Raw genomic sequence first — 20,163 nt, forward strand, 5'->3', positions numbered from 1 at the left:
CGCCCGGTTACATTCCGAACCCGGAAGCTAAGCCTTACAGCGCCGATGGTACTGCAGGGGGGACCCTGTGGGAGAGTAGGACGCCGCCGAACAATCATTCAAAAGGGTTGGACCCCGAACTTCGGTTCCGGGTCCAACCCTTTTTTGTTTGCCGTTACTTGACGTTCACGTCGCACGACGAACATCCACCCCATGGGTACTGCTGCGCTGCTCAGGGCCGCTGGAGTCGGTGTCGGTGACGAGGTCGTCGTGCCGGCCTTCGGGAACGTGGAAGTCGCGGAAGCCGTGGCGACGGCAGGTGCGCTGCCGGTGTTCGCCGACATAGATCCGCTGACGTACTGTCTGGAGCCGGCCGCCGTGGAAGCGGCCGTAACTCCCCGGACGGCGGCCGTCGTTGTCGTCCACCGCTTCGGCCGGCCAGCCGGTGTCGGGCAGTTGCACGCGCTCGGCCGACGGCACGGACTGCTGGTGCTGGAGCACGGAGAGTCCGAGGCGCCGTACGACGAGATGGCCCAGCGGCGGCAGCGGGCGGCGTTCCTCGACGCGAAGCTGCGGGGCGTGCGGATACCCGAGGGCGGCGTCGGACACACCTACCAGCAGTACGTCGTACGAGTGCCGGGCAACGGCAGGCCCGACCGGGACGCCTTCGCACGGGCCATACGGGGCAGGGGTGTTGAGTGCAGGGTGCCGGTGAAAACCCCCGTGCACCGGTTGCCCGAGTTCCGGCGGTGCGTGTCGCTGCCGGAGACCGAGCGGGCCGCCGACGAGACCCTCGCGCTTCCCGTCGACGCGACGCTGACCAAGCGGGACATGCAGCGGATCGCGGGAGCGTGCAACGCACTGGGCGGACTGCTCCAGCCGACAGGCTGAGCGGCGGTTGGGAGCACGGGTCTGTTCGGGGTATGATCTATTCCGTTGCCGCGCGGGAAACCCCGCACAAAGCAACAGGCCCCTATAGCTCAGTCGGTAGAGCGTCTCCATGGTAAGGAGAAGGTCAACGGTTCGATTCCGTTTGGGGGCTCCGACAGAAAGGCCCCGCCCATTCGGGCGGGGCCTTTCTCATGCCCTCCGGGAGGGCATCCCGGTTATTCCGTGTGCAGGCCCGGTACGCGCATGGCGAGAATCGCCATGTCGTCGGACGGCGGCTCGGAGGCGAAGCGTTCCACGGCACGCATGATGCGGGCCGCGACCGCCCCCGCCGTCAGACCCGTACAGGTCGTCAGAACGTCGGTGAGCCCGTCGTCGCCCAGCATCCGCGGGCCCTCCCGGCGTTCGGTCACGCCATCGGTGACACAGAGGAGGACATCACCGGGATCGAGGGTGACCGTCTGCTCGTACAGCTCCAGGTCCTCGATGACGCCGAGGAGGGGCTGCGGCTCCGCCGCCGGTTCGACCGTACCGTCCTGGCGCAGCCGGAGCGGCAGGGGATGTCCCGCGCAGACCACCTTCAGTTCCGCGCTGCCGTCCTCCTGCGGGCGCATCTCGCCGTAGAGGAGGGTCAGGAAGCGGCTGCGGGCGCCCTCGTCGAGGATCGCGGAGTTGAGGCGCTCCAGTACCGCCGGGCCGCTGAGACCCTCACGGGCGAGCAGGCGCAGCGCGTGCCGGGCCAGCCCCGTGACGGCCGCCGCGTTGGGGCCGGTGCCGCAGACGTCGCCGATGGCGAAACCGTAGGCGCCGTCGCTGATCGGGAAGAGGTCGTAGAAGTCGCCGCCGACCTCGTTGCCCTCGCCGGCCGCGCGGTAGATGACCTCGACCTCGACACCGTCCACCGCGGGCAGCTCGGGTGGCAGCAGGCTGCGCTGGAGGGACTGGCTGATGGCCGTGCGCTCCGAGTACAGGCGGGCGTTGTCCAGGGCCAGGGCGGCCCGTCGGGAGAGGTCCTCGGCGAGTTCCAGGATCTCCTGGCGGAAGTGTTCGTCGGTCGGCTTGCCCAGCGTCAGCATGCCGATGACCCGGTTGCGGGCGACCAGCGGAAGGACCACCGTCTCGCCGCCGACCGCGGAAGCCGTCGCGAGCGTCGGGCCGATGCCCGGGGTGACCTGATGCGTCGGGCTGCCGCTGAGACCCAGGCTGCGCATGGAGGTGCGCAGGGCCGCCTGGTGGGCGACCTCCGCGGGGGCCGTCCAGACACGGGCTCCGGGAGTGGGGACCGGGTCGGGCGGGGTGATCTTCGACAGCAGGGACTTGATGCCGTCGATCAGCTCCTCGTCCTCGTGCAGGACGTACGACAGATAGGGCTCGGACGCCTGGTCGGCGATCGTGTAGACGGCACACCAGGTGGAGAGGGTCGGCACGGTCATCTGGGCCATCAGGGCCAGCGTCTGGTCCCGGTCCAGAGTGCCGGCCAGCAGGTCGGAGGCCTCGACGAGGAAGCTGAGCGAGCCGCGGCGCAGCCGCTCCAACTCGCCCAGGCGGGCCGACTCGACGGCCAGGGCGATACGGTCCGCCGCGAACTGCAGGCGCAGCGCCTCCTCGTTGGAGTACCTGTTGGGCGCCTCGGCGGCGACGCCGAGGGAGCCGGTGAGGCGGCCCTCGACCTTGAGCGGGACGGTGACGACGGAGCGCATGCCGGTGCTGTTGAGGAGCGGGACCGCGCCGGGGACGGCGGTCAGGTCCTCGTGAACGGCCGGCATGCGGGCGGAGCCGTACCGTCCGGGGCCGGCCTCCACGGGGACGCGGGCGAAGCGCTGGCGGGCCGAGGGCAGGCCGGTGGAGGCGCGGACCTCCAGCTCCGTCTCGTCGTCGGTCGCGAGGAGGAGGAAGGCGGAGTCGCCGTCGAGCATGTCGCGGGCGCGTTCCACCGTCCGCTGGAGCAGTCCGTCGAGGTCGTCCGGGGCGGGGGAGCCGATGAAGACCTCGAACGGGTCGGTGCTCTGGCCCTCGGAGGTGCCGGACGTGTCGGTCGCGGGGCGGCGCAGCGGGGTCTGCAGCACCGCCCGTTCGTGGTCCCTCACGAGCAGGCAGACCGTTGACGGCTCCCCGTCGGTGTCACGGACCCGCAGGTGGGAGGCGTAGACGGGGATCACGCGGCCGTGCGCGCCCCGGATGCCGTAGCTGCCCTCCCAGCGGGAGAGCTGGAGCGCGTCGGCGATGCCGGTGCCCGTGCCCGGGGTGTGCGGCCAGGCGGCGAGGTCGGTGAGCGGTTTGCCGGTGACCTGTTCCGCGGAGTAGCCGAAGAGCTCCTCGGCGTCCTCGTTCCAGGCGGAGACGGAGCCGCCGCGGTCGATCTGGACGACGGCGACGCGGACCCGGGTGTCGGCGAGGGGCAGGAGATGCGCCGGCAGGGAGGGGCCGGCGGTGCGGGTGCCGACCGGGCGCGCGGGGAGGTCGAGCTGGAACCAGACGGTCTTGTGGGTGGGGGTGTAGTCGACGCCCCAGTGGCCGGACAGGGCCGCGCACAACTGGAGGCCGCGGCCACCCTCGCGGTCGGGGCTGCCCATGTTGACGGGCGAGCCCTGGAGGGGGATCTCCCGCTCCGGATACCGGTCGGCCACCTCGATTCGTACGCCTTCGTCGCTGCGCAGACAGAGGAGGTCGGCAGCCGTGCCGGCGTGGACCACGGCGTTGGTGACCAGCTCGCTGGTGAGGACCACGGCGTCGTCGACGATGTCGGCGAAGCCCCAGCCCTGGAGGGTGTCGCGGACGAAGGAGCGGGCGGTCGCGACCGATCGCCCGACGGGCTCGAAGCTGGCGGCCGCGCGCGCGGTGATCACAGAACTCCTCGACCGGTTCTCGACGGGCATGGCTCCCTGGCCGACCGGCTCGTGCCGTTGGTGCGGCAGGCCGTCAGCCGGCCGTGGGTCCGGGGGCTGCTCCCCCGGGATCAGTCCGGTGGTCATGTGTGCGGCCGCCCTCCGATGCCCGCTCGTCTCCTGCCACCGCCCAGGCCGGACGGACCGGCGTGGCTGGACAGCCGGATGCAAGGTTACTTACCTTCGCGGTCCGTGCGGATGCCGGTCCGCCGTGTTTCCGTCCGGAGGTGTCGGCGGTCCCGCGCGTGTGCGGACGATGTGCGAAGCTGCCGAACTGTTATGGCCTGGTTCGGTGGGGGTGAAACACTGGGCAGGCTTGTCGTGAAGGTCCACGCAGGCTGTGTGTCCTCCGCGCCGGGTGGGCAGCAGCCCCTTGGTGGTGCCCAGGAACGTCGGGCAGGACATCGCAGCAGTACGGGAACAGCACGGTGGTAGCGGGTACGTCCCTGGTGGCGGGCCCGGGTACAGCGGTAACGGTCGACCCCTGCGGGAGGGACACAGTGGAGTCTGGCGCAGCGACGCGGGGCACGAAGACGACGCGCGCGAAGGGCGGACAGTCCCTGAGTAGGCCTGGACGGGCCCGGGGTGGCACCACGACGGTGGACACCGCGGCCCTGAACCGGTTGATGACGGCGCTGGTGGCGATGCGGGACGGCAACTTCCGCAAGCGGCTCACGGTGTCCGGCGACGGCGTGATGGCGGAGATCGCGGCGGTCTTCAACGAGGTGGCCGACCGCAATCTGCATCTGACGGGTGAGCTGGCACGGGTGCGCCGCATGGTCGGGCGTGAGGGAAAGCTCACGGAGCGGCTGGAGACGGGGGCCTCCGAGGGGTCCTGGGCGACCGCGATCGACCACTCGAACGCGCTGGTCGACGACCTGGTGCGGCCGGTGTCCGAGGTCAGCCGGGTGCTGTCGGCGGTGGCGGAGGGTGATCTGTCGCCGCGTATGGAGCTGCGGACGCAGGCGCCGGACGGGTCGGGGCATCCGCTGCGGGGCGAGTTCCTCAAGGTCGCGCGGACCGTGAACAATCTGGTCGACCAGCTGTCGACGTTCACCGACGAGGTCACGCGTGTGGCCAGCGAGGTGGGGACCGAGGGCAAGCTGGGCGGGCAGGCCCAGGTGCGCGGCATGTCCGGATCGTGGAAGGGCCTGACGGACTCCGTCAACACGATGGCGGAGCGGCTGACGGCACAGGTGCGTGACATCGCGCTGGTGACGACGGCCGTCGCGCGGGGTGATCTGTCGCGCAAGGTCACCGTGCACGTCGAGGGCGAGATGCTCGAGCTGAAGAACACCGTCAACACGATGGTGGACCAGCTCTCCGCGTTCTCCTCGGAGGTGACACGCGTCGCGCGGGAGGTGGGCACCGAGGGTGCCCTGGGCGGTCAGGCGCAGGTGCCCGGGGTGGACGGTGTGTGGAAGGAGCTCACCGACTCCGTCAACACCATGGCGGGGAATCTCACCGCGCAGGTGCGCGGGATCGCCGAGGTGACCACCGCGGTCGCCAACGGCGACCTCTCGCGGAAGGTGACGGTGCCGGCACGCGGCGAGGTCGCGCAGCTCGCCGAGACGATCAACCAGATGACCGAGACGCTGCGGATCTTCGCGGACGAGGTCACGCGCGTGGCGAACGAGGTCGGCGCCGAGGGGCGGCTGGGCGGCCAGGCGAACGTGCCGGGCGCGGCGGGGACGTGGAAGGACCTGACGGACTCCGTCAACACGGTGTTCCGGAACCTGACCACTCAGGTGCGGGACATCGCCGCGGTGACGACGGCGGTCGCCAACGGCGACCTGTCGCAGAAGGTCACCGTGGACGTGGCCGGCGAGATGCTGGAGCTGAAGAACACCGTCAACACGATGGTGGACCAGCTGTCCTCCTTCGGTGCCGAGGTCACGCGTGTGGCGCGCGAGATCGGTGTCGAGGGCGAGCTGGGCGGCCAGGCGCAGGTGCCGGGGGCGGCGGGGACGTGGAAGGACCTCACCGACTCCGTCAACACGGCGTTCCGCAACCTCACCGGACAGGTGAGGAACATCGCCCAGGTGACGACGGCCGTCGCCAACGGTGACCTCTCGCAGAAGGTCACCGTGGACGTCTCCGGCGAGATGCTCCAGCTGAAGAACACCGTGAACACCATGGTGGACCAGCTGTCGAGCTTCGCCGACCAGGTCACGCGGATGGCCCGGGACGTGGGCACGGAGGGCCGCCTCGGCGGTCAGGCGCGCGTGGACGGCGTGTCCGGCACCTGGAAGGAGCTCACCGACTCGGTGAACTCCATGGCGTCGAATCTGACCGGCCAGGTGCGCAACATCGCCCAGGTGACGACGGCCGTCGCGCGGGGAGACCTGTCGCAGAAGATCGACGTCGACGCGCGCGGGGAGATCCTCGAGCTGAAGAACACCATCAACACGATGGTCGACCAGCTGTCGTCGTTCGCCGACCAGGTGACGCGGGTGGCCCGCGAGGTGGGCACCGAGGGGCGTCTCGGCGGTCAGGCGCAGGTGCCCGGCGTCGCCGGTGTGTGGCGGGACCTGACGGACTCCGTGAACGGCATGGCGTCCAATCTGACGGGCCAGGTGCGCAACATCGCCCAGGTGGCGACGGCGGTGGCGCGCGGTGACCTGTCGCAGAAGATCACCGTGGACGCGCGCGGGGAGATCCTGGAACTCAAGAACACGCTGAACACGATGGTGGACCAGCTGTCGTCGTTCGCCGAAGAGGTCACACGCGTGGCCCGCGAGGTGGGTACGGAGGGCATCCTCGGCGGTCAGGCCGAGGTGCAGGGTGTCTCCGGCACCTGGAAGGACCTCACGCAGTCGGTGAACGGCATGGCGAACAACCTGACGCTCCAGGTGCGCAACATCGCCGAGGTCACCACCGCGGTCGCCAAGGGCGACCTGTCGAAGAAGATCACCGTCGACGCCAAGGGCGAGATCCTCGAGCTGGTGACCACCGTCAACACGATGGTGGACCAGCTGTCGTCGTTCGCCGAGCAGGTGACGCGGGTGGCCCGCGAGGTGGGTACCGAGGGCATCCTCGGCGGTCAGGCGAACGTGCCGGGTGTCACGGGCATCTGGAAGGACCTGAGCGACAACGTCAACCTGATGGCCAAGAACCTGACCACGCAGGTGCGCAACATCTCCCAGGTCTCCGCCGCCGTCGCCAACGGCGACCTGACGCGGCAGGTCAGCATCGAGGCGCGCGGTGAGGTGGCGCAGCTCGCCGACACCATCAACACCATGGTGAAGACGCTGAGCGCGTTCGCCGAGCAGGTCACCAAGGTGGCCCGTGAGGTGGGCACGGACGGCATCCTGGGCGGGCAGGCCCAGGTGCCGGGTGTGGCGGGCACCTGGAAGGACCTCACCGAGTCGGTGAACGGCATGGCGTCCAATCTGACCGGTCAGGTCCGCAACATCGCCATGGTGACGACGGCCATCGCCAAGGGCGACCTGACGAAGAAGATCGACATCGACGCGCGGGGGGAGATCCTCGAGCTGAAGACCACCATCAACACGATGGTGGACCAGTTGTCCTCCTTCGCCGAGGAGGTCACGCGCGTGGCCCGCGAGGTGGGTACCGAGGGCCAGCTGGGCGGCCAGGCACGCGTGCGGGACGTCGACGGCACCTGGCGGGACCTGACCGAGTCCGTGAACGAGATGGCCGGGAATCTGACCCGGCAGGTGCGTGCCATCGCGCGGGTGGCGACCGCGGTGACCCGCGGTGACCTGAACCTGAAGATCGACGTGGACGCGTCCGGGGAGATCCAGGAACTCCAGGACTACATCAACAAGATGATCGCCAATCTGCGCGACACCACGATCGCCAACAAGGAGCAGGACTGGCTCAAGGGCAACCTCGCCCGTATCTCGGCGCTGATGCAGGGACGCCGCGATCTGGAGGACGTGGCCTCGCTGATCATGAGCGAGCTGACCCCGGTGGTGTCCGCGCAGCACGGCGCGTTCTTCCTGACGATGCCGCTGGTCGACGGCGAGGACCTGAGCGCCGCCGACGACGACCAGTTCGAACTGCGGATGCTCGGCTCGTACGGCTACTCCATGGGGTCCATGCCGACGTCGTTCAGGCCCGGTGAGGGGCTCATCGGCACGGCGGCCGTGGAGAAGCGCACGATCCTCGTGCAGGACGCGCCCAGCGGCTATCTGAAGATCTCCTCGGGGCTCGGGGAGGCGCCGCCGGCGCAGGTGATCGTGCTGCCGGTGCTGTTCGAGGGGCAGGTGCTCGGAGTCATCGAGCTGGCCTCGTTCACGCCGTTCACGCACATCCAGAAGGATTTCCTCAACCAGATCGCCGAGATGATCGCGACGAGCGTCAACACCATCTCGGTCAACACCAGGACCGAGCGGCTGCTCTCGCAGTCCCAGGAGCTGACCGAGCAACTGCGCGAGCGGTCGGCGGAGTTGGAGCAGCGGCAGAAGGCGCTCCAGGCGTCCAACGCCGAACTGGAGGAGAAGGCCGAGCTGCTGGCCCGGCAGAACCGCGACATCGAGGTGAAGAACACCGAGATCGAGGAGGCGCGGCAGGTCCTGGAGGAGCGTGCCGAGCAGCTCGCGGTCTCCATGCGCTACAAGAGCGAGTTCCTCGCCAACATGTCGCACGAGCTGCGTACGCCGCTCAACTCGCTGCTGATTCTCGCGAAGTTGCTCGCCGACAACGCGGAGGGGAACCTCTCGCCGAAGCAGGTCGAGTTCGCCGAGACCATCCACGGCGCCGGGTCCGACCTGCTGCAGCTCATCAACGACATCCTCGACCTGTCGAAGGTCGACGCGGGCAAGATGGACGTGTCCCCGACGCGTATCGCTCTGGTCCAGCTGGTGGACTACGTGGAGGCGACCTTCCGGCCGCTGACCGCGGAGAAGGGGCTCGACCTGTCCGTACGGGTGTCGCCGGAGCTGCCGGCCACGCTGCACACGGACGAGCAGCGGCTGCTCCAGGTGCTGCGCAACCTGCTGTCGAACGCGGTGAAGTTCACCGACTCCGGGTCGGTGGAACTGGTCATCCGGCCCGCCCGGGACGACGTCCCGCAGCGGATCAGGGAGCAGTTGCTGGAGACCGGCTCGCTGACCGACCCGGACGCGGACATGATCGCGTTCTCGGTGAGCGACACGGGCATCGGCATCGCGGCCAGCAAGATGCGGGTGATCTTCGAGGCGTTCAAGCAGGCCGACGGCACCACCAGCCGCAAGTACGGCGGTACGGGACTGGGGCTGTCGATCTCGCGGGAGATCGCGCAGCTGCTGGGCGGCGAGATCCACGCGCAGAGCGAGCCGGGCCGCGGCTCGACGTTCACGCTGTATCTGCCGCTGCACCAGAGCGAGCTGCCGCCGCACGGCTACCAGCAGACCATGCCCGCGCTGGAGGCAGGTGACCTGGTGGCGTCGGCCGAGCTGCCCCCGGCGGAGTCCGGTGCGCCGGCCGAGGTGACGTCGTACCGGGACACACACAGCGGTCCGGCCGCGTTGTTCCGGCGGCGCCGCAGGATCACCCTGGAGGCCCGGCCCGCCCCCGAGACCGAGCAGTGGGCCGGTGTGGAGCACCAGGAGCCGGCGCCGCGCCCGCACCGCGGGATCCGCTTCGGCGGGCAGAAGGTGCTGATCGTCGACGACGACATCCGCAACGTCTTCGCGCTCACCAGCGTCCTGGAGCAGCACGGTCTGTCCGTGCTGTACGCGGAGAACGGCCGCGAGGGCATCGAGGTGCTGGAGCAGCACGACGACGTGGCGGTCGTCCTGATGGACATCATGATGCCCGAGATGGACGGGTACGCCACGACCACGGCGATCCGCCGGATGCCGCAGTTCGCCGGGCTGCCGATCATCGCGCTCACCGCGAAGGCGATGAAGGGCGACCGGGAGAAGGCGATCGAGTCGGGCGCCTCCGACTACGTGACCAAGCCGGTCGACCCGGACCACCTGCTGTCCGTGATGGAGCAGTGGATGCGAGGGGAGTGAGACCGGCCTCGGGAGGGCGCGCGAAAGTGCCGGGCAGCTTCGGTGACCGCGCCCCCTCGCGGACGCGGTGCGCGGGAAGTCGTGTAGAAGTACGGGAAACGGGGAACCTTCTGGTCTTCCGCCGCGTTTCCGCTATGTGCACAGTGACATCCCGGTGACAGGGTGTGGTGACGGGCGGGGTGCGGCTACGATGACCGGCACAAGGACGGGCGGCGCAAGGGAGTCGCCCCCTGGCGCGGTACGCATCGGTACGGCGTCAGGTCCTGCGGACAGGGGAGGCCCCAAGCCGGGGCGAGGAGGGCGGGCCATGGTGCAGAAGGCCAAGATCCTCCTGGTCGATGACCGGCCGGAGAATCTGCTCGCGCTGGAGGCCATCCTCTCGGCGCTCGATCAGACGCTGGTGCGGGCATCGTCCGGGGAAGAAGCACTCAAGGCACTGCTCACGGACGATTTCGCGGTCATTCTGCTGGACGTCCAGATGCCGGGCATGGACGGTTTCGAGACCGCCGCGCACATCAAACGGCGGGAGCGGACCCGGGACATCCCGATCATCTTTCTCACCGCGATCAACCACGGCCCGCACCACACCTTCCGCGGGTACGCGGCGGGCGCGGTCGACTACATCTCCAAACCGTTCGACCCGTGGGTGCTGCGGGCGAAGGTGTCGGTCTTCGTCGAGCTGTACATGAAGAACTGTCAGCTGCGGGAGCAGGCGGCGCTGCTGCGGCTCCAGCTGGAGGGCGGCGAGAAGGACGCGGTCGAGTCCAAGGAGTCGGCGGGGCTGCTCGCCGAGCTGTCGGCGCGGCTCGCCGCCGTCGAGGAGCAGGCCGAGGCTCTCACCAAGCAGCTCAACGACGAGTCGACCGACGCGGCCGCGGTGGCCACGGCGGCCCATCTGGAGCGCAAGCTCACGGGGTTGCGGCGGGCGCTGGACGCCCTGGAGCCCGGTACGGGCAGCGCCTCGTCGGTGCCGTCGCAGAACTGAAGCCGTATGCGCGGCTGTTGACGGGGCATCCCATCCACCGTGGACATGAGGCCGCACCCACCGCGCGTCAACTCCGCGCCTCGGCAAGTGCGACACGAACGGGTGAAGCATCCGCCGCGCGTGTCACCTGCCGTCTCCACCGGTAACCTCACACCCATGGCCTCACGTCCCTCCGCAGCCAGGAAGCCGCCCGCGAAGAAGGCGGCCGCTCCGGCGAAGAAGGCCGCTGCCAAGAAGGCCCCGGCGAAGAAGGCTCCCGCCAAGAAGGCCCCGGCGAAGAAGCCCGCGCCCGCGCCGGCCCCGAATCCGACCAACGGTGTGTACCGGCTCGTCCGCGCCCTCTGGCTGGGCCTCGCGCACGCCGTGGGCGCCGTCTTCCGCGGCATAGGACAGGGCGCCAAGAACCTCGACCCCGCGCACCGCAAGGACGGTCTGGCGCTGCTGCTGCTCGCCGTCGCCCTGATCGTCGCCGCGGGCACCTGGGCCGACCTGAAGGGCCCCGTCGGCGACCTCGTGGAGATCCTGGTCGCCGGAGCCTTCGGCCGGCTCGACCTGCTGGTGCCGATCCTGGTCGCCGTCATCGCCGTACGGTTCATCCGGCACCCGGAGAAGCCGGAGGCCAACGGACGGATCGTCATCGGCCTGTCCGCGCTCGTCATCGGCGTCCTCGGGCAGATCCACATCGCCTGCGGCTCACCCGCGCGCAGCGACGGCATGCAGGCCATAAGGGACGCCGGCGGGCTCATCGGCTGGGGCGCGGCCACGCCGCTGTCGTCCACCATGACCGACGTCCTCGCCGTACCGCTGCTGGTGCTGCTCACGGTCTTCGGGCTGCTGGTCGTCACCGCCACCCCCGTCAACGCGATTCCGCAGCGTCTGCGGCAGCTCGGGGTGCGGCTCGGCATCGTCCACGACGCCGGCCCCGAGGAGTTCGGCGAGGACGACGAGCGCTACGAGCGGCAGTGGCGCGACTCGCTGCCCGCGAGCCGCGGCAGGGGCCGTCCGGCGCCCGAGCAGTACGACCCGGACGGCGCGGAGCCGGAGGTGCCGTCCCGGCGCCGGGGCCGCCCCCGCAGGTCCGCGGTGCCCCAGCCGGCCATGGACCGGCAGATGGACGCCGTGGACGTGGCAGCCGCCGCGGCCGCCGCGCTCGACGGCGCCGTACTGCACGGCATGCCGCCCTCGCCGATCGTCGCCGACCTGACCCAGGGCGTCAGCGTCGGCGACCGCGAGCCGACCACCCCCACGCCGGTACCGGCCGCCCGCCCGCGGCAGGAGGAGCCGAAGCGGGAGAAGCCGCCCGCGGGCGTCCTGGACATGACCAAGGCGCCGCCCCGGGAACCCCGCGACCTGCCGCCCCGCGCGGAGCAGCTCCAGCTCTCCGGCGACATCACCTACTCCCTGCCCTCCCTCGACCTGCTCACCCGCGGCGGACCCGGCAAGGCGCGCAGCGCCGCCAACGACCTCATCGTCGACGCGCTGCGGAAGGTCTTCACGGAGTTCAAGGTGGACGCCGCCGTCACCGGCTTCACCCGCGGTCCGACGGTCACCCGCTACGTGGTGGAACTCGGCCCCGCCGTGAAGGTCGAGCGGGTGACCGCTCTCACCAAGAACATCGCGTACGCCGTCGCCAGCCCGGACGTGCGGATCATCAGCCCGATCCCCGGCAAGTCCGCGGTCGGCATCGAGATCCCGAACACGGACCGGGAGATGGTCAACCTCGGTGACGTACTGCGGCTCGCGGAGTCCGCCGAGGACGACGACCCGATGCTGGTCGCCTTCGGCAAGGACGTCGAGGGCGGCTACGTCATGGACTCGCTGGCGAAGATGCCGCACATGCTGGTCGCCGGCGCAACAGGGTCCGGAAAGTCGTCCTGCATCAACTGCCTGATCACCTCGGTCATGATGCGGGCGACCCCGGAGGACGTCCGGATGATCCTGGTCGACCCCAAGCGCGTGGAGCTCACCGCGTACGAGGGCATCCCGCACCTGATCACGCCGATCATCACCAATCCCAAGCGGGCCGCCGAGGCGCTGCAGTGGGTCGTGCGCGAGATGGACCTGCGCTACGACGACCTGGCCGCCTACGGCTACCGGCACATCGACGACTTCAACCGCGCGGTGCGCGAGGGCAAGGCCAAGGCGCCCGAGGGCAGCGAGCGGGTGCTGCAGCCGTATCCGTACCTGCTGGTGATCGTCGACGAGCTGGCCGACCTCATGATGGTCGCCCCGCGCGACGTCGAGGACTCCATCGTGCGGATCACGCAGCTCGCGCGGGCGGCCGGCATCCATCTGGTGCTCGCCACGCAGCGGCCGTCGGTCGACGTGGTCACCGGTCTGATCAAGGCGAACGTGCCGTCCCGGCTGGCGTTCGCCACCTCCTCGCTCGCGGACTCACGCGTCATCCTCGACCAGGCCGGCGCCGAGAAGCTGATCGGCAAGGGCGACGGGCTGTTCCTGCCGATGGGCGCGAACAAGCCCACGCGCATGCAGGGCGCGTTCGTGACCGAGGAGGAGGTCTCGGCGGTCGTACGGCACTGCAAGGAGCAGATGGCGCCCGTCTTCCGGGACGACGTCACCGTCGGGAGCAAGCAGAAGAAGGAGATCGACGAGGACATCGGCGACGACCTGGACCTGCTGTGCCAGGCGGCCGAGCTGGTCGTCTCCACCCAGTTCGGGTCGACGTCCATGCTCCAGCGCAAGCTGCGCGTCGGCTTCGCCAAGGCCGGCCGGCTGATGGACCTCATGGAGTCCCGGAACATCGTCGGACCGAGCGAGGGTTCGAAGGCTCGTGACGTTCTTGTGAAGCCTGACGACCTGGATGGCGTGCTCGGGCTGATCCGGGGGGAGTCTGAAGGGTAGGCGAACCGGAGGCGGCCGTCGCCGCCGGGATCCCGGTCGGCCGATCGTGACCTCCTCGTAAGCGATCATTGAGCAACCGTTTCCCGTCGGCGTACGTCAAGTTGAGGGAAACTGCAAACCGCAGTCCCATCATCGGGATGTCGGGCCATTCCGATGGCGTACAAGTCCGACCGCCCGGTTGCCCCACCCTCTCGTACCCCTCCTAGACTGAACCTCCAGCACAGGCGGCTACACGCTCGAAAGGCGCCCCCGTGTCCATCGGCAACTCCCCTGAAGACGAGCGTCCCTTCGAAGACGTTTCCGAGGAAGCCCGCCCCTCCGTCGGCCGAGCACTGCAGCAGGCGCGCATCGCCGCGGGGCTCACCGTCGACGACGTCAGTACCGCCACCCGCGTCCGTATCGGCATCGTGCGTGCCATCGAGGCCGACGACTTCGCGCCCTGCGGCGGCGACGTCTACGCGCGCGGGCACATCCGGACCCTGGCCAAGGCCGTGCGCCTCGACCCCGCCCCGCTCATCGAACGGTTCGAGGCCGACCACGGCGGCGGCCGTCCGGCCCCGACCCCTGCCGCCCCGCTGTTCGAGGCGGAACGCATCCGTCCGGAGCGGCGCGGACCCAACTGGACCGCCGCCATGGTCGCCGCGATCGTCGTCGTGATCGGCTTCGTCGGATTCACGATGGTCAAGGGCGGTGACGACGACGGAGCCAAGGAGAACGTCGCCGAGGGCACCCAGCCCTCCAAGTCGGCCACCCCCACCCCCAAGTCCGAGAAGACCGCCGCACCCGAGCCGGAGCCGTCGGACAGCGCCATCGCCGCCGCCCCGCAGGACAAGGTGACGGTCAAGGTCAGCGCCGCCGACGGACGCAGCTGGATCTCCGCCAAGGAACACAGCGGCCGACTGCTGTTCGACGGACTGCTCAAGCAGGGCGATTCCAAGACCTTCCAGGACAGCACCAAGATCAATCTGGTCCTCGGTGACGCCGGCGCGATCGACCTGTTCGTGAACGGCAAGAAGATCGAGGACGACTGGCAGCCGGGCGCCGTCGAGCGCCTGACCTACACCAAGGGCGACCCGCAGGCCGGATGATCCGGCCCGAAGGGCGCGTCCGCGACGGGGTTGGCCATGATCGGCCAACCCCGTCGACGTGGGGTGTCAGCCAGACGAAGTAGTCTTGAGCCCATGCCTGAACGCCGTACCGTCGCACTCGTCACCCTTGGCTGCGCCCGTAACGAGGTGGACTCGGAGGAGCTCGCAGGCCGTTTGGAGGCGGACGGCTGGCAGCTCGTGGAGGACGCCGAGGACGCGGACGTCGCCGTCGTCAACACCTGCGGCTTCGTCGAGGCCGCCAAGAAGGACTCGGTCGACGCCCTCCTGGAGGCCAACGACCTCAAGGGCCACGGGAGAACCCAGGCCGTCGTGGCCGTGGGCTGCATGGCCGAGCGATACGGCAAGGAACTCGCCGAGGCGCTCCCCGAGGCCGACGGCGTGCTCGGCTTCGACGACTACACCGACATCTCCGACCGCCTCCAGACCATCCTGAACGGCGGCATCCACGCCTCCCACACCCCGCGCGACCGGCGCAAGCTGCTGCCGATCAGCCCGGCCGAGCGGCAGGACTCCGCCGCCTCCGTCGCCCTTCCGGGCCACGGCCCGGTGGACCTCCCCGAGGGCCTCGCCCCCGCCTCCGGCCCCCGCGCGCCGCTGCGCCGCCGGCTGGACGGCTCCCCGGTCGCCTCGGTGAAGCTCGCCTCCGGCTGCGACCGGCGCTGCTCCTTCTGCGCCATCCCGTCCTTCCGCGGCTCCTTCATCTCGCGCCGCCCCAGCGACGTGCTGAACGAGACGCGCTGGCTGGCCGAACAGGGCGTCAAGGAGATCATGCTGGTCTCCGAGAACAACACCTCCTACGGCAAGGACCTGGGAGACATCCGCCTGCTGGAGTCCCTGCTGCCCGAGCTCGCCGAGGTCGACGGCCTGGAGCGGGTGCGGGTCAGCTACCTCCAGCCGGCCGAGATGCGGCCCGGCCTGATCGACGTGCTGACCTCCACCCCGAAGGTCGCCCCGTACTTCGACCTGTCCTTCCAGCACTCCGCGCCGGACGTGCTGCGCTCGATGCGCCGCTTCGGCGACACCGACCGGTTCCTGGAGCTGCTCGACACCATCCGGAGCAAGGCCCCCCAGGCCGGTGTGCGCTCCAACTTCATCGTCGGCTTCCCCGGCGAGTCCGAGGCCGACTTCGCCGAGCTGGAGCGCTTCCTGAACCACGCGCGGCTGGACGCCATCGGCGTCTTCGGCTACTCCGACGAGGAGGGCACCGAGGCCGCGACGTACGACCGCAAGCTGGACGAGGAGGTCGTCGCCGAGCGGCTGGCCCAGGTCTCCCGGCTGGCCGAGGAACTGGTCTCGCAGCGCGCCGAGGAGCGGCTCGGCGAGACCGTGCACGTGCTGGTGGAGTCCGTCGACGAGACGGAGGGCGTGTACGGCCGTGGGGCGCACCAGGCGCCCGAGACGGACGGCCAGGTGCTGCTCACGAGCGGCGAGGGGCTGACCGTCGGCCGTATGGTCGAGGCGAAGGTGGTCGGCACGGAAGGTGTCGACCTGGTGGCGGAGCCGCTGTTCCAGGGTGCGCCCGCGTGGAGCGAGGAGGCGGGCAGATGACGGGTGTCCCGGCATCGGCGGCGGGTGGCCCCTCCGCGAGGAGGGCGGCGGGTACCGCAGCCGGAGGTCTGTCGGCGTCCGGCCGTACCCTCGCGCGCGAGGCCCGGGGCACGGCCCCGGGGGCGTCCGGCGGCGGACCGGCCCGGCGCACCGCGCACGGCCCGGGAGGCGCCCCGGCGCACGGCGACGAGACGACCACCCCGGCGACCGCGCCCCTGGACGGCCTCGACACCGAGGACGGCACCAGGCCCGCACGCGGTGCGAAGGTCGTGGCGGCGGCCGTCAACCAGGCCAGCGTCTGGAACATCGCCAACCTGCTGACCATGCTGCGGCTGCTGCTGGTGCCCGCGTTCGTGATGCTGATGCTCGCCGACGGCGGCTACGACCCGGCGTGGCGGTCGTTCGCCTGGGCGGCCTTCGCCGTCGCCATGATCACCGACCTGTTCGACGGTCATCTGGCGCGCACCTACGACCTCGTCACCGACTTCGGGAAGATCGCCGACCCCATCGCCGACAAGGCGATCATGGGCGCGGCGCTGATCTGTCTCTCCTCGCTGGGTGATCTTCCGTGGTGGGTCACGGGAATCATCCTCGGCCGGGAACTCGGCATCACCCTTCTGCGTTTCCTGGTCATTCGCTACGGCGTGATCCCGGCCAGCCGAGGGGGCAAGCTCAAGACCCTCACCCAGGGCATCGCCGTCGGCATGTACGTACTGGCGCTGACGGGGTGGCTGGCCACGCTGCGGTGGTGGGTCATGGCCGCGGCGGTCGTACTGACCGTGGCGACCGGGCTCGACTATGTGAAACAGGCCATTGTGCTGCGCAGGCAGGGAATCGCCGACCGCAAGGCGGCGTTGGAGGAGAAGGAAGCGTGAGTTCCGGGGCCGCCGAGGTGGTGCGACTACTCACCGTGAACGGTGCGACGCTGGCCGTCGCGGAGTCGCTGACCGGTGGACTCGTGGCGGCGGAGATCACTTCGGTGCCGGGGGCGTCCAAGGTGTTCCGGGGCTCGGTGACGGCGTACGCCACCGCACTCAAGCGTGACCTGCTCGACGTGGACGCCACCCTGCTGGCGGAGCGCGGCGCGGTGGATCCGCAGGTGGCGGCCCAGATGGCGGCCGGCGTACGCAAGGCGCTGGGTGCCGACTGGGGTATCGCCACCACCGGCGTCGCCGGTCCGGACGCCCAGGACGGGCAGGACGTCGGCACGGTTTTCGTGGCCGTGGACGGTCCGGCCGGGCCCGGTTCGCTTTCCGCCGGCGGCGGAAAAGTGGAGCGTCTGCGGTTGAACGGCGACCGCGCGGAAATTCGTATGGAGAGTGTACGGAGCGTACTCGCACTGCTTCTGACGGAGCTTGTGGGCGAACAGACCGGAAATGAGCGGGCACAGGATACGGAACGGAACGGGGGGTTTTGATGTTTGCAGCCCTGAGTGAACACGACATCGCTCCCCGCACGGCCGCGGCGCGAGGCGGTACGGTGGGGCGAGAAGGATGCGGCTACGCGGTCCGAGGAGGGAGCCACCGATGATTCTGCTCCGTCGCCTGCTGGGTGACGTGCTGCGTCGGCAGCGCCAACGCCAGGGCCGTACTCTGCGCGAAGTCTCCTCGTCCGCCCGAGTCTCACTCGGCTATCTCTCCGAGGTGGAGCGGGGGCAGAAGGAGGCTTCCTCCGAGCTGCTCTCCGCCATCTGCGACGCGCTGGACGTACGGATGTCCGAGCTCATGCGGGAAGTGAGTGACGAGCTCGCTCTCGCCGAACTGGCCCAGTCTGCTGCAGCGACCCCCAGCGAGCCCGTACCCACGCCGGTGCGTCCGATGCTGGGTTCCGTCTCGGTGACCGGTGTGCCACCGGAACGGGTGACCATCAAGGCGCCCGCCGAGGCGGTGGACGTCGTCGCCGCGTGAGCGTGATGCTCCGCGCCTGCGCGGTATGAAGATGTGAGATGCCCCGGCAGGGGCCCTTCCGGAACATCAGGAGGGGCGCCACCGGGGTTTTCGCATGCCCGGACCCTGTCGCGGTGCGTTTGCCGGTGCGTCGCACGGCGGTCATCGTGGAGGGACGAGGCGGGGGCCGGCTACGGAGGTGCGGATGTACGTCGTGAAGAGCCCGTTGTCCGACGAGAACCTGAAGACCGTGTCCGAGGCGCTGCAGGGCGCCCTGGTCGACCTGGTGGATCTCGCCCTGGTGGCCAAACAGATCCACTGGAACGTGGTCGGGCAGCGTTTCCGGTCCGTGCACCTCCAGCTCGACGAGGTGGTGAGCCTCGCGCGTGCGCACTCCGACACCGTGGCGGAGCGTGCCGCGGCACTCGGCGTCTCACCCGACGGGCGGGCCGCGACCGTGGCCGTCGGCAGCGGCATCGGGGTGACACCGGAGGGCTGGGTCGACGACACGACCGCGGTGGGCACACTCGTGGAGGCGCTGGGCGCGGTGATCACCCGGATGCGGGAGCGGGTCGCGGCGACCGACGCACCGGACCCGGTGAGCCAGGACATCCTCATCACGATCACCGCGGATCTGGAGAAGCAGCACTGGATGTTCCAGGCCGAGAACGGGTGACGTGGTCCTCAGGAGCCGGGGTGCGCCCGTGTGCCCTCGGTGCGCCCTGTGCGCGGGGGCGAGCGGTCTCATAGCGTCGGCCCGGGGGTGGAGGAGGCCGTGACGACGGGGACCGTGGTGCGCCGGGGGATCGCTCTGGTACTGGGGGCGCTGTGGTGGTGGGCGGTGGTGCGACTGCTGCTGGTGCCCGGCGCCGGGGCGGTGGAAGGGGCGGTCGCGGCCGGCGGGTGGGGGCTCAGCGTGCTGCCGGTGCACTGTGTGCCGAAGGCGCGGGCGGAGGGGGCGCTCGCGGCGGGGCGGTGGCGTCGGGCCTGGCGCGAGGGCGACGCGCGCCGGTTCTGCGGCGGGGCGTGAGGACGGCGGGTGCGGCCGGCGGGTGGGGCTCGGCGTGCTGCCGGAGTGTGGGCGCTGTAGGGCGGTCAGTGACCGGGGTGAAGGGGTGGTCCGGCGGGGTTCGGCGCGTCGCTGGTGCGCGGGTGGCGGGAGCGGGCCCGGTGCGGGGCGACGCGGGCCGGGTCAGCGGCGGGGTGTGAACGGGGTGGGGCCCGGCTGGCAGGTGGGGCACCAGTAGGTGGGGCGCTCGCGGGAGCCGTCGCCCTGATCGGCGAGGCGGATCGGGGTGCGGCAGCGCAGACAGGGGCGGCGGGCACGGCCGTACACGAACAGGTCCTGGCCGCGGCGGCCGGTGGTGTTGCGGATCGGGCGCTCGCGGTTGAACTCCAGCAGTTTCCGGGCGAGGTCCGGCAGAGGCGCGGAGCGGTCGGCGGGCAGGTCGCCCACGGGGAGCCACGGGGTGACACCGAGGAGGAAGCACAGCTCGCTCTTGAACACATTGCCGATGCCGGCGAGGTTGCGCTGGTCCAGCAGGGCTTCCCCGAGGGCGCGGGACGGGTCCTTCAGGAGGTTGGCCAGCGCGCGGTCCGGATCCCAGTCCGGGCCGAGGAGGTCGGGGCCGAGATGGCCGACGGCGCGGTCCTCCTGGGCGGTGCGGATCAGTTCGAGGACGGGGAGCCGGTAGCCGACGGCCGTGCGGTCGGCGGTGCCGAGGACGGCGCGGATCTGGTGGGCGGGGCCGCCGTTCCAGCGCTGCCCCGGCTCGTACACCCGCCAGGAGCCGTCCATCCTCAGATGTGAGTGCAGGGTCAGGCCGCCCTCGACGCGGGTCAGCAGATGCTTGCCGCGCGGGGTGACGTCCAGGACGGTGCGGCCGGTGAGGTCGGCCGTGGCGTACTTGGGGACCCTGAGGTCGCTGCGGGTCAGTGTCCTGCCGGCCAGGGCGTCGTGCAGACGGTGTGCGGCCTGCCAGACGGTGTCTCCTTCGGGCATGGGTCAAGGGTGGCATGCCGGTGGGAGCGGCGGCTTTCGGCGAGGTGGGCGAC

Annotated in this window: 13 protein-coding genes, 1 tRNA gene and 1 rRNA gene; 13 read left to right on the forward strand and 2 right to left on the reverse strand. The window is 70.4% G+C overall.

The genetic code is table 11. From position 1 onward, the window contains the following. From rrf to IF28_RS0131650, 3 genes are all read left to right on the forward strand, one after another. A 5S ribosomal RNA gene (gene rrf, locus IF28_RS37190) occupies positions 1–92 on the forward strand; the annotation flags it as partial. A 115-nt stretch (positions 93–207) separates the two neighbouring features. After that, the gene (locus tag IF28_RS0131645) at positions 208–870 is read left to right on the forward strand and encodes a DegT/DnrJ/EryC1/StrS family aminotransferase (RefSeq protein WP_037894448.1); all 663 of its coding nucleotides are present in this window, start codon (positions 208–210) and stop codon (positions 868–870) included. Positions 871–948: 78 nt separating this feature from the next. Then, positions 949–1,021 (forward strand) — tRNA-Thr (locus IF28_RS0131650). Positions 1,022–1,085: 64 nt separating this feature from the next. On the opposite strand, the gene IF28_RS0131655 is transcribed toward IF28_RS0131650, so the two are convergent. After that, positions 1,086–3,839: a SpoIIE family protein phosphatase gene (locus IF28_RS0131655; RefSeq protein WP_030227609.1), complete on the reverse strand. Its 2,754-nt coding sequence runs from the start codon at positions 3,837–3,839 to the stop codon at positions 1,086–1,088. 413 nt (positions 3,840–4,252) lie between these two features. Between IF28_RS0131655 and IF28_RS0131660 the strand changes: the two genes are divergently transcribed. The 10 genes from IF28_RS0131660 (at position 4,253) to IF28_RS0131705 (ending at position 19,138) form a co-directional block, all read left to right on the forward strand. Then, entirely contained in the window at positions 4,253–9,718 is a 5,466-nt protein-coding gene (locus IF28_RS0131660) for a HAMP domain-containing protein (protein WP_030227612.1), read from the forward strand. 307 nt (positions 9,719–10,025) lie between these two features. Continuing rightward, positions 10,026–10,703, forward strand: coding sequence for a response regulator (locus tag IF28_RS0131665; protein WP_030227614.1), 678 nt, complete (start codon positions 10,026–10,028; stop codon positions 10,701–10,703). A gap of 156 nt (positions 10,704–10,859) precedes the next feature. Further along, complete coding sequence (locus tag IF28_RS0131670) at positions 10,860–13,565, forward strand: DNA translocase FtsK (protein ID WP_030227618.1); 2,706 nt, start codon at positions 10,860–10,862, stop codon at positions 13,563–13,565. 251 nt (positions 13,566–13,816) lie between these two features. After that, a complete protein-coding gene (locus IF28_RS0131675; protein ID WP_030227621.1) occupies positions 13,817–14,653 on the forward strand; it encodes a helix-turn-helix domain-containing protein in 837 nt (278 codons plus the stop codon). Between the two features lie 93 nt (positions 14,654–14,746). Further along, entirely contained in the window at positions 14,747–16,222 is a 1,476-nt protein-coding gene (gene rimO, locus IF28_RS0131680) for a 30S ribosomal protein S12 methylthiotransferase RimO (RefSeq protein ID WP_078621566.1), read from the forward strand. Continuing rightward, on the forward strand, positions 16,219–17,097 hold the full coding sequence (gene pgsA / locus IF28_RS0131685) for a CDP-diacylglycerol--glycerol-3-phosphate 3-phosphatidyltransferase (RefSeq protein ID WP_030227623.1): 879 nt from the start codon (positions 16,219–16,221) through the stop codon (positions 17,095–17,097). The genes rimO and pgsA overlap by 4 nt, the downstream gene beginning before the upstream one ends. After that, entirely contained in the window at positions 17,094–17,639 is a 546-nt protein-coding gene (locus IF28_RS0131690; RefSeq protein WP_030227624.1) for a CinA family protein, read from the forward strand. Before pgsA ends, IF28_RS0131690 begins: the two co-directional genes overlap by 4 nt. A 109-nt stretch (positions 17,640–17,748) precedes the next feature. After that, positions 17,749–18,129, forward strand: coding sequence for a helix-turn-helix domain-containing protein (locus tag IF28_RS0131695; RefSeq protein ID WP_003993396.1), 381 nt, complete (start codon positions 17,749–17,751; stop codon positions 18,127–18,129). A gap of 184 nt (positions 18,130–18,313) precedes the next feature. Further along, positions 18,314–18,784 carry a Dps family protein gene (locus IF28_RS0131700; protein WP_030227626.1) on the forward strand — a complete coding sequence of 157 codons (471 nt, stop codon included), beginning with the start codon at positions 18,314–18,316 and terminating at the stop codon, positions 18,782–18,784. Positions 18,785–18,883: 99 nt separating this feature from the next. Continuing rightward, complete coding sequence (locus tag IF28_RS0131705; protein ID WP_037894453.1) at positions 18,884–19,138, forward strand: hypothetical protein; 255 nt, start codon at positions 18,884–18,886, stop codon at positions 19,136–19,138. A 162-nt stretch (positions 19,139–19,300) separates the two neighbouring features. Here IF28_RS0131705 and IF28_RS0131710 read toward each other — a convergent pair whose 3' ends face one another. Beyond that, positions 19,301–20,110: an Fpg/Nei family DNA glycosylase gene (locus IF28_RS0131710; RefSeq protein ID WP_030227629.1), complete on the reverse strand. Its 810-nt coding sequence runs from the start codon at positions 20,108–20,110 to the stop codon at positions 19,301–19,303. Positions 20,111–20,163 lie beyond the last annotated feature (53 nt).

It is taken from the genome of Streptomyces sp. NRRL WC-3626 (assembly GCF_000718785.1).
Taxonomy (GTDB): Bacteria; Actinomycetota; Actinomycetes; order Streptomycetales; family Streptomycetaceae; genus Streptomyces; species Streptomyces edwardsiae.

What these genes read in the sequence shown, in the direction of transcription:
- IF28_RS0131655 (WP_030227609.1), bottom strand. Translation starts at nt 3,839, where the DNA reads ATGACCACCGGACTGATCCCGGGGGAGCAGCCCCCGGACCCACGGCCG.
- IF28_RS0131665 (WP_030227614.1), top strand. Translation starts at nt 10,026, where the DNA reads ATGGTGCAGAAGGCCAAGATCCTCCTGGTCGATGACCGGCCGGAGAAT.
- IF28_RS0131670 (WP_030227618.1), top strand. Translation starts at nt 10,860, where the DNA reads ATGGCCTCACGTCCCTCCGCAGCCAGGAAGCCGCCCGCGAAGAAGGCG.
- rimO (WP_078621566.1), top strand. Translation starts at nt 14,747, where the DNA reads ATGCCTGAACGCCGTACCGTCGCACTCGTCACCCTTGGCTGCGCCCGT.
- pgsA (WP_030227623.1), top strand. Translation starts at nt 16,219, where the DNA reads ATGACGGGTGTCCCGGCATCGGCGGCGGGTGGCCCCTCCGCGAGGAGG.
- IF28_RS0131695 (WP_003993396.1), top strand. Translation starts at nt 17,749, where the DNA reads ATGATTCTGCTCCGTCGCCTGCTGGGTGACGTGCTGCGTCGGCAGCGC.
- IF28_RS0131700 (WP_030227626.1), top strand. Translation starts at nt 18,314, where the DNA reads ATGTACGTCGTGAAGAGCCCGTTGTCCGACGAGAACCTGAAGACCGTG.
- IF28_RS0131710 (WP_030227629.1), bottom strand. Translation starts at nt 20,110, where the DNA reads ATGCCCGAAGGAGACACCGTCTGGCAGGCCGCACACCGTCTGCACGAC.